General features: G+C 66.6%; 14 protein-coding genes. 8 read left to right on the forward strand and 6 right to left on the reverse strand.

Annotated features, from left to right (window positions below; genetic code table 11):
• The first annotated feature begins 142 nt into the window (after window positions 1–142).
• The 6 genes from SD72_RS04885 (at window position 143) to SD72_RS04910 (ending at window position 5,821) form a co-directional block, all read left to right on the forward strand.
• Window positions 143–1,675 (forward strand): ABC transporter substrate-binding protein, encoded by a 1,533-nt coding sequence (locus SD72_RS04885; protein WP_052492478.1) that lies wholly within the window; start codon window positions 143–145, stop codon window positions 1,673–1,675.
• Between the two features lie 118 nt (window positions 1,676–1,793).
• Window positions 1,794–2,750, forward strand: a complete 957-nt coding sequence (locus SD72_RS04890) for an ABC transporter permease (RefSeq protein WP_042543312.1) — start codon at window positions 1,794–1,796, stop codon at window positions 2,748–2,750.
• A complete protein-coding gene (locus tag SD72_RS04895) occupies window positions 2,747–3,595 on the forward strand; it encodes an ABC transporter permease (RefSeq protein ID WP_042543313.1) in 849 nt (282 codons plus the stop codon). The genes SD72_RS04890 and SD72_RS04895 overlap by 4 nt, the downstream gene beginning before the upstream one ends.
• Window positions 3,592–4,398, forward strand: a complete 807-nt coding sequence (locus SD72_RS04900) for an ATP-binding cassette domain-containing protein (protein WP_042543314.1) — start codon at window positions 3,592–3,594, stop codon at window positions 4,396–4,398. The genes SD72_RS04895 and SD72_RS04900 overlap by 4 nt, the downstream gene beginning before the upstream one ends.
• Complete coding sequence (locus SD72_RS04905; protein ID WP_232299649.1) at window positions 4,395–5,288, forward strand: ABC transporter ATP-binding protein; 894 nt, start codon at window positions 4,395–4,397, stop codon at window positions 5,286–5,288. Before SD72_RS04900 ends, SD72_RS04905 begins: the two co-directional genes overlap by 4 nt.
• A 23-nt stretch (window positions 5,289–5,311) precedes the next feature.
• Window positions 5,312–5,821: a YbaK/EbsC family protein gene (locus tag SD72_RS04910; protein ID WP_042543315.1), complete on the forward strand. Its 510-nt coding sequence runs from the start codon at window positions 5,312–5,314 to the stop codon at window positions 5,819–5,821.
• On the opposite strand, the gene SD72_RS04915 is transcribed toward SD72_RS04910, so the two are convergent.
• The 6 genes from SD72_RS04915 to SD72_RS04940 form a co-directional block, all read right to left on the reverse strand.
• On the reverse strand, window positions 5,818–6,057 hold the full coding sequence (locus SD72_RS04915; protein WP_042543316.1) for an anti-sigma factor family protein: 240 nt from the start codon (window positions 6,055–6,057) through the stop codon (window positions 5,818–5,820). The genes SD72_RS04910 and SD72_RS04915 overlap by 4 nt on opposite strands.
• A complete protein-coding gene (locus tag SD72_RS04920; protein ID WP_052492485.1) occupies window positions 6,054–6,686 on the reverse strand; it encodes a sigma-70 family RNA polymerase sigma factor in 633 nt (210 codons plus the stop codon). The genes SD72_RS04915 and SD72_RS04920 overlap by 4 nt, the downstream gene beginning before the upstream one ends.
• Window positions 6,687–6,695: 9 nt before the next feature.
• Window positions 6,696–7,490, reverse strand: coding sequence for a DeoR/GlpR family DNA-binding transcription regulator (locus SD72_RS04925; RefSeq protein WP_042543318.1), 795 nt, complete (start codon window positions 7,488–7,490; stop codon window positions 6,696–6,698).
• An 85-nt stretch (window positions 7,491–7,575) separates the two neighbouring features.
• Entirely contained in the window at window positions 7,576–8,601 is a 1,026-nt protein-coding gene (gene pdxA / locus SD72_RS04930; RefSeq protein WP_042543319.1) for a 4-hydroxythreonine-4-phosphate dehydrogenase PdxA, read from the reverse strand.
• Between the two features lie 87 nt (window positions 8,602–8,688).
• Window positions 8,689–10,008 (reverse strand): four-carbon acid sugar kinase family protein, encoded by a 1,320-nt coding sequence (locus SD72_RS04935; protein ID WP_052492479.1) that lies wholly within the window; start codon window positions 10,006–10,008, stop codon window positions 8,689–8,691.
• Between the two features lie 18 nt (window positions 10,009–10,026).
• Entirely contained in the window at window positions 10,027–11,355 is a 1,329-nt protein-coding gene (locus SD72_RS04940; RefSeq protein WP_042543320.1) for a GntP family permease, read from the reverse strand.
• A 223-nt stretch (window positions 11,356–11,578) separates the two neighbouring features.
• On the opposite strand from SD72_RS04940, the gene aroA reads away from it, so the two are divergent.
• Window positions 11,579–13,102 carry a 3-phosphoshikimate 1-carboxyvinyltransferase gene (gene aroA, locus SD72_RS04945; protein ID WP_084766785.1) on the forward strand — a complete coding sequence of 508 codons (1,524 nt, stop codon included), beginning with the start codon at window positions 11,579–11,581 and terminating at the stop codon, window positions 13,100–13,102.
• A 4-nt stretch (window positions 13,103–13,106) separates the two neighbouring features.
• Window positions 13,107–14,198, forward strand: coding sequence for a ribosome small subunit-dependent GTPase A (gene rsgA, locus SD72_RS04950; protein WP_042543321.1), 1,092 nt, complete (start codon window positions 13,107–13,109; stop codon window positions 14,196–14,198).
• The last annotated feature ends 3 nt before the right edge of the window (window positions 14,199–14,201 follow it).

Consider the following 14,201-nt stretch of genomic DNA (forward strand, 5'->3'; position numbering starts at 1 on the left):
CGTTCTTCGACACCAGCGCAGCGAGGCGCGGGCGTTCAACGCGACCGAGGTCGCGCTGAGTCCGTCTGCGATCGCACAGCGTCGACGCAGACTCCAGAAACTAGCTACATCTGCACGAGCAGAGTCAATCCGAGGAGTCAAAGTGAGTGAGTCGAACCCCAAGGCGCCGAGCTACGAGAAACGCAAGCGCTCGAAGACCCCGCTGATCATCGGCATCGTGATCGTCGTCGGGCTTGTGGCAGCGATCGCAGCGTACTTCGCACTGACCAAGCCAGCAGGCGACTCCGGCGGGAAGAACGAAATCGCCGTCGGCCTCGTCCTCGAGCCGACAAGCCTCGACGTGCGCAACGACGCCGGCGTTGCCACCGGTCAGGTGCTCATCGACAACGTCTACCAGGGGCTCGTTGGCATCGCACCAGGCAGCATCGCGGACATTGTTCCCGTTCTTGCAACCGAGATGCCCGAGGTCAGCGCCGACGGTCTCGAGTACACCTTCACGCTGCGCGACGGCGTCACGTTCCACTCTGGTGCAGCGCTCACGACCGACGACGTCGTCGCCTCACTCGAGCCAGCCCTCACCCCCGAGACGGTCGGCTACGCCGTCGCGGTCGAGAAGAACGGCGACAGCCAGGTGAAGCTCACGCTCGAGCAGCCCAACTCGCTGCTGCTCTGGGAGCTCGCGGGCTCGGCAGGAGTCATTCTTGAGGGCGGCGCAACGGACGGGCTGCAGAACTCGGCGAACGGCACGGGCCCCTTCGAGTTTGCGCGCTGGAAGCAGGGCGACAGCATCACGCTCGAGAAGAACGCAGACTACTGGGGCGAGCCGGCCAAGGTCGACAGCGCAATCTTCCGGTTCTTCCCTGAGGGCCGCGCCGCGGTCAACGCCCTCAAGGACGGCGACATCGACGTGCACACCGCGCTGCTCCCGCCGCTGCGCGCCGAGTTCGAGGGCAACGCCAACTTCGACCTGGTCCGCGCCGAGAGCGCCGACGTGTTCACCCTCGGCTACAACAGCGCCCGCGCTCCCTTCAACGACCCACGCGTCCGCCAGGCACTGAGCATGGCGATCGACGGCAAGACCCTCGTCGGCACGCAGAACGGCGACGCGAAGCCGCTCGGCAGCCCCATCACCGAGCTCGAGCCCGGCTACGCCGACCTCACCGATATCAACGCATACGATCCCGAGGCGGCGCGCGCGCTGCTCGCTGAGGCCGGACAGCCAAACCTCAGCCTCTCCATCACGGCACCGAACTTCTACGACACCGCTTCGCTCGACCTCGTCGTGAGCCAGCTCGCAGAGGTCGGGGTCTCCGCCAAGGTGAAGGCCGTCGAGTTCCCAACCTGGCTCAACGACGTGTACTCGAACCATGATTTCGACCTCAGCTACGTCGACCATGCTGAGGCGCGCGACTTCGGCAACTACGCAAACCCCGGCTACTACTTCGGGTACGACAATCCCGAGGTGCAGCGGCTCTACGCCGAGGCGCTCGCAAGCATCGACCCGGCAGCAGAGGCTGATCTGCTCGAACAGGCTGCACGCCTCGTCGCCGCGGACGCGCCAGCGAAGTGGCTTTTCAACTACACCCCGACCAACGTTGTCGGCACCCAGGTTCACGGCTTCCCGTCGGTGAACACGAACTCGCGTGTCAACCTCGCAGGTGTGAGCGTAGAGTAACCGCCAGCAGGTCGCTTGCACAGTTCGGGCCCGGAGCTCCCGCATTACAGCGGGAACGGGCCCGAACACGTACCCGGATGAACTGACCAGGAGGTCACAGAGTGAGTAGTCTCATACCGTGACGCGTTTCATTCTCGGCCGGACAGGTCTGTTGGCACTCGCCTGGCTGGTCGCGAGCGTGCTCATCTTTGCGACGCTCAGGATCCTTCCCGGCGACGTCGCACAGGTCATCGGTGGCACGCAGGCCTCACCCGCCCAGATCGCGTCGCTGCGGGAGGCGCTCGGGCTCAATCGGCCGCTCCTCACCCAGTACGTCGAATGGATCGGTGGCGTGCTTCGCTTCGATCTCGGCACCTCGGTCGTCACTGGGAGCGAAATCTCCGCTGAGCTCGCGGAAAAGGCTGAGGTGACGATCCCGCTGACGATCATGTCGCTGCTCGTCGTGCTCCTCGTCGCTATCCCCCTCGGCGTGTTCGCTGCGTACCGAAACAACACGCCACTCGGACAGCTCGTCTCCGCGTCAAGCGTGCTCGCCTCCGCCATCCCCGTTGTTTGGGCGGGTCTTCTCGGCACCCTCCTCCTCTCGTCGTGGCTCGGCTGGCTACCGTCGCAGGGGTTCCCGCGCGATGGCTGGGCAGACCCGCTGCAGGCGGTGCGGTCGCTCGTGCTGCCCGCTCTCACGATCGGCCTCATCGAGGGCGCGATCCTCTTCCGCCTCGTCCGCAGCGCGACGCTGCGTGCGCTCGAGGCCGATCACGTCCGCACCGCGATGTCGCAGGGGAACTCGAGGCTGCGTGCCCTCCTCACACAGGGACTGCCTGGCGTCGGGCTCTCGATCATCTCCATGCTCGGCCTGCAGGCCGCAGCCCTCCTCGTCGGCGCGGTCGTCGTCGAACAGCTGTTCAGCCTCCCGGGGCTCGGCACCATGCTGGTCTCCGACGTTGGCGAACGCGACCTGCCGAAGGTGCAATCAACGCTGCTCGTGCTCACGAGCGTCATCCTTGTCATGGGGGCGCTCGTCGACGTCGTTCACCGCCTCATTGACCCGCGGCTCCGATCGGAGGGCGAAGAATGAGAACGCTCAACAGGGTGCTCAGAAAGCCCGTCGGGAGCATCGCACTCGCGGTGCTCGGCCTCGTCGCGCTCGTCGCAATCGCGTCCCTCTTCTGGCTACCGCAAGACCCCAACCACGCAACGGGCAACGTGTGGCTCTCACCGTCGTCAGCGCACTGGCTCGGAACCGACGGCAGCGGCCGCGACATCGCCTCACGCCTCATCGCGGGAAGCAGGGTCTCCTTCGGTGTTGCGCTCGGCACCGGAGCACTCGCGAGCATCATCGGGTTTGTGCTCGCCCTCCTCGGGGGTCTCGGACGCCGGCCGGTCCGCGAGGTGGTCGCTGTAGGCATTGACGTGCTCGTCGCGTTTCCCACCACGCTGCTCGCCATCATGCTGACCGCCGTGTTTGGCTCCGGCATCCCGATTGTCATCGCCGCACTCGGGATTGCCTTCGGTGTATCAATGGGGCGAGTGCTTCGCGCGGAGTTCAGGCAGGTATCCGGGGCAGACTTCGTCGTCGCAGCACAGGTCTCAGGGCTCTCCCGCACGCGGATCCTGTTCCGCCACCTCATTCCGAGCGTGCTGCCCGTCTACATCGTGCAGGTCACCTGGATCATGGGAACCGCTGTGCTCGCGGAAGCCAGCCTGAGCTACCTCGGATTCGGCGCACCGAAAGACATCCCATCGTGGGGCGGCATGCTCGCCTCGACGCAGCGATTCGTGTCCATCTACCCCGAGACCGTCGTGTGGCCGGGCCTTGCCATCACGATCACGGTGCTCGCATTCTTCCTCTTCGGGGATCAGTTGCGCGATGCCCTCGACACCAGGGACCCCGTGGACGAGACAACGGAGGTGCCGCGATGAACAACCGGGCAGACGCACCAGAGACAGGGGCGACGGCGCTCGAGGTCGAAAACCTCAACGTCTCGATCGGTGGCACCCAGATTCTGCACGACGTCACGTTCAGCCTCGCAGCTGGTGAGCGCCTCGGCATCATCGGCGGATCCGGCTCGGGCAAAACGATCACCGCCCTCGCCATCGCAGGCCTGCTGCCAAGGGAGGCGGTCGTCAGCGGCTCAGTGCGTGCCAATGGACGCGAACTCCTCGGCCTGTCTGACCGCGAACTCACCGCGATCCGCGGCGACCGCATCGGCATGGTGTTCCAAGAACCGAAGACTGCGCTCAGCCCGTTCCGCAGGCTTGGAACCCAGATGACGGAGTCACTCGCCATTCACTACCGGCTCGGCCGCACGGAGCGCCGCGACGCCGCGCTGCGGCTCGCTCACGAGGTTGGCCTGAAGGATCCAGAGCGAATCGTGCGAGCGTATCCGCACGAGGTCTCGGGTGGGCAGCGGCAGCGCGCGGCCATCGCTGCCGCCATTGCTGCTTCGCCCGGTCTACTGCTCGCTGACGAGCCAACGACTGCGCTCGACGTGACCGTTCAGCGAGGCATCCTCGAACTGTTCACCGAGATCACCGACAGCGCAGAGTGCTCGCTCGTGTGCATCACCCACGACATCGCCGTGGTCAACCAAGTCGCTGACCGGGTCGTCGTGTTTGCGGACGGCAGCATCGTCGAGGCGGGAGCGGTGCACGAGGTGCTTGAGCGCCCACAGCACCGCGTCACCCAAGCACTCATCGCTGCAGCGGGAGGTGAGAGCTCGTGAGCGAACGCACACAGCAGGCAACGTGGACAGGCCAGACGCCCTGGACCGGGTCGATGCCGGTCGCTGGCACGATCGGCGCGGCACCGCGCGGGGATCACCCGCTCGTCGAACTCGCGGGCGTATCCAAGGAGTTCCGCACCCCGCCGCGCAAGCTCTTCGAGCGCGCGCAGACCGTCTGCGCGCTCACTGACGTATCGCTCACGATAGCTCGCGGGGAGAGCGTCGCGATCGTCGGCGAATCGGGTTCTGGCAAAACGACCCTCGTGCGGCAGATGCTCGGGCTGAGCACACCAACCGCAGGCACCGTCCGCTTTGACGGCGTCGAGGTCGTCCCGCGTTCGCGCGACCTCGGCTGGCTCCGGCGGCGAACCGGTCTCGTATTCCAAGACCCGTACTCATCGTTCAACCCCCGCCGCACCATCGGCCAGTCGGTAGCCGAACCCCTTGAGGGAAGTGCGATCCCAGGCGACCACGGGGAAATGGTGCGGGCGGTACTCGAACGCGTCGGGTTGCCGCATGACGCAGCTACGCGCTACCCCGACGCCTTCTCCGGCGGCCAGCGGCAACGCATCGCGGTCGCGCGAGCGATCGTGCACGGGCCCGAGCTGCTCGTCGGGGACGAACCGGTGAGCGCGCTCGACGTGCTCGTGCGCGCGCGCGTGCTCGATCTCCTCGCGGAACTCAGGCGCGAGTTTGGGTTGACGCTCGTCACCATCACGCACGACCTCGGAATCGTGCCAAAGCTCGCCGAACGCACCATCGTCATGCAGGGTGGGCGTATTGTCGAAGACGGCCTTACTGCAGACCTCCTCACCGCACCAAAGCACCCGTACACGCAGCAGCTCGTCGCCTCGCGGCTGCGGCTCCCCGGGACAACCTGGCGCGGCTAACCCACACCGCAAAGGAGCATCGCATGAGTATCAGCAGCGTACGCCAGGCACTGTCGGCGCAGGGTTGGGCTGGCACCATTCTCGAGTTCGCCGAGTCCAGCGCAACCGTTGAGCTTGCGGCAGCACAGGCCGGAACGGAACCGCGGCGGATCGCAAAGACGCTCGCGTTCGCCGGTCAGCCCGGCTCGCCAGCGCCCAGCGGGAACGCAATCCTCGTTGTCGCTGCGGGCGACGCTCGCGTGAATGGTGGGATGTTCAAACGCGCGTTCGGCTCGAAGCCGAGCATGCTGAAGTTCGACGAGGTTGAGCCCCTCACGGGGCACCCGGTCGGCGGGGTGTGCCCGTTTGCCAACCCGGAGACTGCACTCGTCTACCTCGACGAGTCACTTCGCCGATTCGACTCGGTGTTTCCCGCGGCCGGCAGCGCAAACTCAGCCGTCGAGATGAACCTCGCCGAGCTCGAGCGCCTGAGCGGCGCCGTCGGCTGGGTTGACGTCTGCGCGGGCTGGCGCGACGACCAGGCGGAGCGTTAGACCGGAAGGCCTCTGAGGATCGCGTCGCGCAGGTCTGCCGGCGCGGCACCCTCGCGTTCTTCTTCGCAGGCTCGGCGCACAGCGTCGGTCAGCCGAGCGCACACGCTCTCCTCGCCCTGGCAGTCGGCGCAGTGCTCAAGGTGCTCCCGGATCGGCGCGGACTCCTCCGCGCACAACTCGCCACGCAGCAGTTCGTAAATGTTTGCTTTCGCTTTGTCGCATCCGCAGTCGCTCATCGCGCGGCTCCCTTCGCGGGCTCACTCTGTGTTGTGTCTGTTCTCTCAAGTCCAACGCCCTGCTCGCGCGCGTATTCCCCGAGCGCCTGGCGAAGTTTCGCTCGCCCACGGTGCAGGCGGCTCATCACGGTGCCGATGGGCACCTCCTGGATGTCCGCAATCTCCTGATAGCTGAACCCCTCGACGTCTGCGAGGTACACCGCCATGCGGAAGTCCTCCGCGAGCTCGTTGAGCGCGCGAGTGACGACCGAGTCGGGCGTCCGGTCGATCGCCTCGGCCTCCGCAGAGCGCGACGCCATGGCGGTCGTTGACTCTGCGCCGCCGAGCTGCCAATCTTCGAGCTCCTCGACCGCGCCGAGGAACGGCTGACGCTGCCGCTTCCGATACGTGTTGATGTAGCTGTTCGTCATGATGCGGTACAGCCAGGCTTTGAGGTTCGTGCCCTCCTCAAACGAGGCGAAGGCTTGATACGCCTTGAGGAACGTCTCCTGCACGAGATCCTGCGCGTCCTGCTGGTTGCGGGTCATCTTCATCGCGGCGCCGAACAGCTGGTCAAGCAGCGGTAACGCCTCATCCGCGAAACGGGATTTGAGGTTCGAGGGCGTCTCGCCCTGCTCCTTGCTCTTCACCACTCGATCCTAGCGCTCGGGTGCAATCTCAACCTGCCAACCGAGCTCTCTGAAGGGCAGCAGCTGTTCGCTGCTCGCGAGCGAGTCGGTAATGAGACCGATCCCACGCCCCATCGGAGCCCAGCATGCGAAGGGCGCGTCCCGCTCCAGTTTGCTCGAATCGGCGAGCACCCACGCTTCGCGGCCGTTCTTCGCCATGAGTTCTTTGACGAGCGCCTGATCCATCTCCGGGCAGTTCAGCCCGCGTTCCGGGTCAAGCGCCTCAGCCCCGAGGAACGCAATGTCGGCGGTGAGTCGCTGCAGCGCCTGCAGCGTCGAGGCGCCAACAATCGATTCGCTCGGGCGCCGGAGGCGGCCGCCGAGCACTGTCACGTCTGCGCTGGTGTCGGCGAGCGCAACAATTGAGCTCAGCCCGTTCGTTGCGACCTGAGCGTCACCGCGGTGCCCGAGAATCGCGGCGACCTCGGCGACGGTGGTGCCAGAGTCGAGGAGCACGGTTGCCCCCGTCGGCACCATGTCCGCCGCGCGGTGAGCGATGTCGCGCTTGCGGCCCTGGTTCTCCGCAGACTTCACGTGCCATGAACGGTCGAGCCGCGCGGGTCCGATCGCGCCACCGTACGTGCGCGCGAGCCGCCCCTCTGCGTCAAGCTGAGCGAGATCACGGCGCACGGTCGAAACCGAGACGTCGAGCTCGCTCGCGAGCTCGTGGGCGTTGCCTATGCCGTGCCCGAGCTCAACGAGTTCAATGAGGCGCTCGCGGTCGGCGTTTCGTGTGCTGGTACTCTCTGCGCAGCACAGGACCATCGCTCGTCATGCGCCTCCTTCGGTCATTCTGGCGGTGGTCCCAGCCTAGCCTGAGGCCGGCTGGGACCACCTCCCGAGGAGAACGCTAGCCCTCGAAGTCTGCCCGGATGCGGTCGGCGAACGGTGCAAACTCGGCTCCGGCGAGGTACGCAGACTTCATCGTTCCCGGGTCGGCAATGGCCTTGCCTGCGATATCGAATGCCGTCCCGTGGTCCACAGAGGTGCGGAGAATGGGCAGCCCGACGGTCACAGAAATCGTGCCGTTGAAGTCGATCGTCTTCGCGGGAATGTGGCCCTGGTCGTGGAACTGCGACAGCACACCGTCGTAGCGGTCGGTGAAGAGCTGGTGGAAGACCGAGTCCGCGGGGATCGGCCCGACAACGTTGTGGCCGCGCTCGCGCATCTCCTCGACTGCTGGGCGGATGAAGTCGATCTCTTCAGAGCCGAACTTCCCATTTTCGCCACCGTGCGGGTTGATGGCGGCGACGGCGAGGCGCGGCTCATCCGTGCCGTAGACCTTGAGTGCGCGCATGGCCTCGTCGATGGCCTGGATCTCCAGCTCAGTGTTGATGCGCTCGAGCGCGCCACGGAGCGAAACGTGACGGGTCGCGAAGAAGATCTTCTTTCCGCGTGCGACGAACATCGTGTTCGAGCGGGGAGCCCCGGTGAGCTCCGCGAGCATCTCAGTGTGTCCGAGGTGCTCGCTGCCCGCAGCCCAAATGGCTTCCTTGTGGATCGGTGCGGTGACGACGCCGGCGACCTTCCCCTCGAGCGCCGCCTGCGCGGCGACCTCGATGGAGCGCACAGCTGCTGCGCCAGCACGCTCCGAGATGACGCCCCACTCTGCCGCGGTGTCACCGAGCACGCCGGTGTCGAACACATCGATGACGCCTGCCTGCTCCTCCGGCAGGTCGTCGAACGATTCGACTACGCGCACCTCTGCCGAGAGCCCGAGGACCGTGAGCGCTGCGTGCACGGAGACGGGATCGCCGACCACGATCGCGCGCGCCGGACCAGCGGGGCCCGCGGCGTCGAGTACGGTCTGGACGGTGATCTCCGGGCCGATGCCAGCCGGATCGCCGAGGGTAAGAGCAAGAGTGTGTCGCGTCATAGTGTCTCCAGATTGTGGGGTGATGTGGTGGGTGCGCGGCGCGTGAGCTGCGCGCCGGGTGGCTTGGCGCAGCTGCGCCAAGCGGGGTTAGGGGCGCCGGTAGCGGAGCTCAGCGAGGGCGCGCAGCTGCTGCATGCACGCCTCAGCTGTGTCCTCGGACCCGATGAGGCCGCCCTTCGTGACGATGGGGACCCCGTCAAGGGCACCGCCGACGGCGGTTCCGTATACGGCGAGCGGCAGCACCTCGCCGCTCACCTCGAATGCGCGGACTGCTGCCGCGTCGAGAATCGCTGAGGTGATGTCGCCACCGCTGCTGTACACACCTGAGATCTCCTGCGTCTCAAGCGCCCGCGCAACCACGGCGGCAAACAGTGCGGGGAGCGCCTCACGGCCTGCGGCAGAGAGCTGCCCGCCGTGACTCGGCGGCTGCACGCGCAGCAGCACCTGTTCGGGGAACGACACGCTCGCGAGCAGCTCGGCGAGTTGCGCAGCGACCTCGCCAACGGGATCGGCGATATCGGTTGCCCCCTCACGCTCCCCCGCGAGGCGCAGCGCATCGACCTCGAGCACGTGCACGAGGACGTGGCCAGCGAGTCGGTCTGCCTGCGCAATAGAGAGGTCGGTGACGCTTCCGATCGCTGCGAGCAGCGGCGGCAGCGAACTCTCGGTGCGCTCGCTCCGGTCAGGCAAGCCAAGCTCCCGCGCGAGATAGGCCCCAGCTGGGCCGGGATCAACCGTCACCCAGCGAACCCCATCCGCGCGCGAAACGTTCGCGGCAGCTACCGCGATTCGTTCGATGTGCGCATCCTCGAGCGCGTCGCAGATCACCAGGTCTTCGTCGCCTGCCGCGAGCGCTGCTTCAAGGCCGTCACCGAGCACCGTGTCGATACCGATGTGGCGGGAGGTCAACGGCTCCTGCTGCGCGAAGATCTCGCTCACGTTCGACGTCGACATTGGGTTGTGTACGTCGTAGCGCAGTTCCGTCTGCTCAAGCGGAACCCCGCCGAGCAGCTGGACGCCGTCGAGGGTGGTTCTGCCTGAGCTCGGGTACGCCGTGACCACGAGCGCGCGCACGCGCTCGGCTGGCCGTTCCGCGCGAACGCCAGCGAGCAGCGCGGCCGTTTCAGAACTGATGTTTCCGCGCAGCGTGGTGTCGATCCGCTTCACGACAAGCCCTGCGCCCGGCACTCGATCAATGATCGTGCGCACGCGCGATGCCGCATCCGCCGCCGGAATGTGCCGGCTGTCGGTCGCCACAATGACCGCATCAAAACCCGGAAGCGGGCCAGCAAATGCGTTCCAGCTGACCGTCGCGGAGCGCAGGCCGGCGCTCGCGAAGCGACCTCCTGCGGCATTTGCTCCTGTGAGGTCATCTGCGATGACGAGGACTGGGGTTTCGTGAGTCACGACGTACCTTTCCTGAAACTATCCGACGATAGCCCAGAGGATGAACAGCAGCGGGATGGTGGCAACCCAGATCGTCGTGGTCATGCCGCTCCAGGCGCGGAGCGCATTCACGCCGGACAGGCCAGCGAACTTCGTGACGACCCAGAAGAACGAGTCGTTGAAGTGCGAGAAGAGGAACGCGCCACAGGCTGCGGCCATGGCGGCGAGCAGCGGGTTCAGCGCTCCGGCTTCGACGAGCGGCACTGCGAGCGTTGCCGCGGTGATCATGGCGACCGTTCCCGATCCCTGTGCGACGCGCAGGACGCTTGCGATGAGGAACGGGATGAGGAAGAGCGGAAGCGGGAGCATTCCGACGCCGTCGGCGAGGTTCTTGCCAACACCGGAGGTGGTGAGCACGTTCGCGAACGCGCCACCGGCGCCGGTGATGAAGATGATGAGCCCGCCCGAGGCCGCGGCCTGCGAGAGCCAGCCGGCGACATCCTTCCGCGGGGTGTTGCGCTGGGGCAGCGTGTAGACGCCGATGATGAGGCCGATGAGCAGCGCGATCGCCGGGGCACCGATGAAGCTCGTGACTTCCTCAGCCGTTGACCCTGGGGCTACGGCCTTCGTGAGCGTGTTCGAGATGATGAGCAGCATCGGAACGAGGATCGGGATCGCCGCGCGGAAGACGCCGATTACCGGGCGGCTGGCAGCTTCTGCCTCTTCTTCAGCGAACATGGTGTCGTCGCGGAATGGCTCGAGGCGCGTGCCCATGATGCGCGCGAAGGTGAGCACGACGGGGATGAGGACCAGGATGAACGGGATGCCAACAAGGAACATCAGCCCAAGGTCGACACCGAGCAGGCCGGCTACGGCAAGTGGTCCTGGGGTCGGCGGGACGAGTGTGTGGCTGAGCACAAGGCCGCCGGCAAGCGCGAGCGAGAGGACGACGACGGACTGCTTCGTGCGCCGCGCGAGTGAACGCGCGAGCGGATGCAGCATCACGTAGCCGCTGTCGCAGAACACGGGGATCGAGACGACGGCGCCTGTCGCGGTCATCGCGAGGGCTTCGCGGCCCTTCCCGAAGAGCTTCACGAACGCGACGGCGAGCGCGTCTGCCGCGCCCGTCACCTCCATGAGCTTGCCGAGTGCGACACCGAGCCCGATGACGATACCGATGCTCGCGAGCGTGTTACCGAAGCCGGTCGTCATCATTGTGACGAGTTCGACTGGTGCAACGCCTGCGATCAAACCGGTGACGATCGCGCCGATGAGCAGCGCTGGGAATGCATCGAGACGTGTCCGCAAGATGACGAGAATGATTGCGGCCACTCCGACGAGCAGCGCTGCAAGCAGCTGTAGGTCCACACCGACCTCCTATAGAAACTAGTAGAAACACGCAATTACGCGAGTGTAAGTTGCGAACTCAGATCACCATAGATGCATGAAACGAGCAAGTCAAACGCAAATGCGGTCAGATTCACACAAGAACTGCTCAGTTCAGTCAGTTTGACGGTGTGGCGATGCACGCGCGACCACACTACTCCCGAAGACCAGCCACGCCAACGGGAAGCCGGGTAAGCTGAGAGAGATGCTGGCAGCAAGAATGAACCGCGGTAATGACGACGACGGCACCCGCTCAGGCGATGCCCCTGACGAGGCCGTCGAGCCCTGGCCTGCCCCGACGGCCGGCGAGGCCGAGCAGACCGAACCGCGCGAGGTGGACGCGTACGTGCCGCTTCCCGGCTCGAAGTCCCTCACAGGCAGAGAGCTCATCCTCTCCGCTCTCGCTGACGGCACCGGCACGCTGCGCGTCCCGCTGCACTCGCGCGACACCGACCTTATGGTCGAGGCACTCAGGCTCCTCGGCACCGAGATTTCGCCCCTCCGCGGCAAGAACCCGTACGGGCCAGACCTCCGCGTCACCCCGGCGACTGAACTCACGGGCTCGACGAGCATCGACTGCGGCCTCGCGGGCACTGTCATGCGCTTCGTACCCCCGGTCGCAGCGCTCGCACTGGGACCCGTCGCATTCGACGGTGACCCATACGCGCGCAAGCGGCCCATGCGCCCCGTTCTCGACGCGCTGCGGACGCTTGGCGCCGACATCTCCGACGAAAACCGCGGACTGCTCCCGTTCACCGTGCACGGCGCAGGCTCACTTCGCGGCGGCAGGGTAGAACTCGACGCGTCACTCTCGAGCCAGTTCGTCTCGGCGCTGCTGCTCTCAGCACCGCGCTTCGACGAGGGTGTGCACGTCGTGCACACCGGTGAGCGACTTCCGAGCGTCCCCCACATTGAGATGACACTTGAGGCGCTCCGCGCCCGCGGCGTAGCAGCCGACTCCCCCGCCCCAGGCGAATGGCGCGTGCACCCCGGGCCGATTGGCGCCCGAGAGATCACGATCGAGCCCGACCTCTCCAACGCCGCGCCGTTCCTCGCCGCAGCGATCGCGGTCGGCGGCTCGGTGACCATCCCGCACTGGCCGTCGGAGACGACACAGGTCGGAGACCAGCTCCGGCAGCTGCTGCCAGAGTTCGGTGCGACGGCGACCCTCGAGCAGGGCGCGCTCACGGTGACCGGCACGGGTGAAATCCGTGGCGTCAAGATCCACATGCCAGACGCGGGCGAGCTCTCCCCGACGCTCGTCGGCCTCGCGGCGCTCGCGGCGCTCCCACGCCCCGACGGCAGCCCCGGCGAGGGCAGCGAGATCACGGGGATCGGGCACACCCGTCACCACGAGACCGACCGCATCGCAGCGCTCGTGGCGGAGATCAACGCGCTCGGTGGCCACGCTGAGGAACTCCCGGACGGCATCGCGATCCACCCCTCAGACATGCACGGCGGGCTGTGGCACGCCTACGCCGACCACCGTATCGCGACGACCGGAGCGCTCATCGGGCTTGTCGTCCCCGGCGTTTTGATCGACGACATCGGCTGCACGTCGAAAACGTTGCCCGAGTTCCCGCAGCTCTGGGCAGAGATGCTCGGCTCGGATCTGGGAAGCGATCCACTCAGCACTGGCGTTGACCTCACCACCGAGGGCCTCGCCGGCGCCGGCTGGACGCTCAACGGACTCGGCAAGACCGCCCGCGGCTTCCTCGAGGGGATCTAACCCGGTGAGCTGGTTCAACGTCGACGACGATGACGATGCCCCGTACGGCGAGTACGCAGACCACGAGGTCAAGGCGCGCCCGAATCCGAAGGCAAACAAGCCGCGCACGAAGCGCCGGCCCGAGCACGCTGACGCGGTTGTAGGCATGGTCACTGCGGTGGATCGCGGGCGCTACACGGCGCTCGTCCCCGCAGTTCCCAAGGTCAAGGGCGGCCCGAAAGCACAGCCCGAGCGCGTTGTCGTTGCGGCCCGCGCTCGCGAGCTCCGCAAGACCCCCATCGTCATCGGCGACCGCGTGCAGCTCGTCGGCGACGTCTCGGGCGAGGAGGGCAGCCTCTCGCGCATCGTCAGGGTCGAGGAGCGGGCCACGCTGCTGCGACGCAGCGCGGACGACAGCGACCGGGTCGAGCGGATCATGGTTGCCAACGCCGAGCAAATGCTCATCGTGGTTGCCGCGGCAAACCCCGAACCGCGCGTACGCCTGGTGGATCGCTACCTCGTCGCGGCCTACGACGCCGGGATCCAGCCCCTCATCTGTCTCACCAAGATCGACCTCGCCGATCCCGAACCGTTCCTCGAGAACTTCGCTGCCCTCGAGGTGCCCGTGTTCCGGTCCGCCCCTGGCGCATGGGAGGACGACTCCCCCACCGGCGTGCTGTCGCAGATCCGCGACACGCTCGCGGGCAAGACGACCGTGTTTGTCGGGCACTCTGGCGTGGGCAAATCCACGCTCATCAACGCGCTCGTACCCGAGGCGGATCGCGCGACGGGCCACGTCAACGAGGTCACAGGGCGCGGACGCCACACCTCGTCCTCGTCCGTCGCGCTGCGCGCGCCGACGCCGGGTGCGGCCTCTGGCGAAACGGGTTGGGTCATCGATACTCCTGGCGTGCGCTCGTTCGGGCTCGGGCACGTCACCAGTGACGGGATCCTGCGCGGTTTTACCGACCTCGTGCCACTGCTCGACGCGTGCCCCCGCGGCTGCTCGCATACCGAAGACGCCCCCGACTGCGAGCTCGACCTCGCGATCGCAGACGGCAGGCTCGACGCGATGGGCGCGCGGCGCGTGGAGTCGCTGCGCCGGCTGCTGAAGTAGCCC

The organism is Leucobacter komagatae, assembly GCF_000834055.1.
Classification (GTDB): Bacteria; Actinomycetota; Actinomycetes; order Actinomycetales; family Microbacteriaceae; genus Leucobacter; species Leucobacter komagatae_A.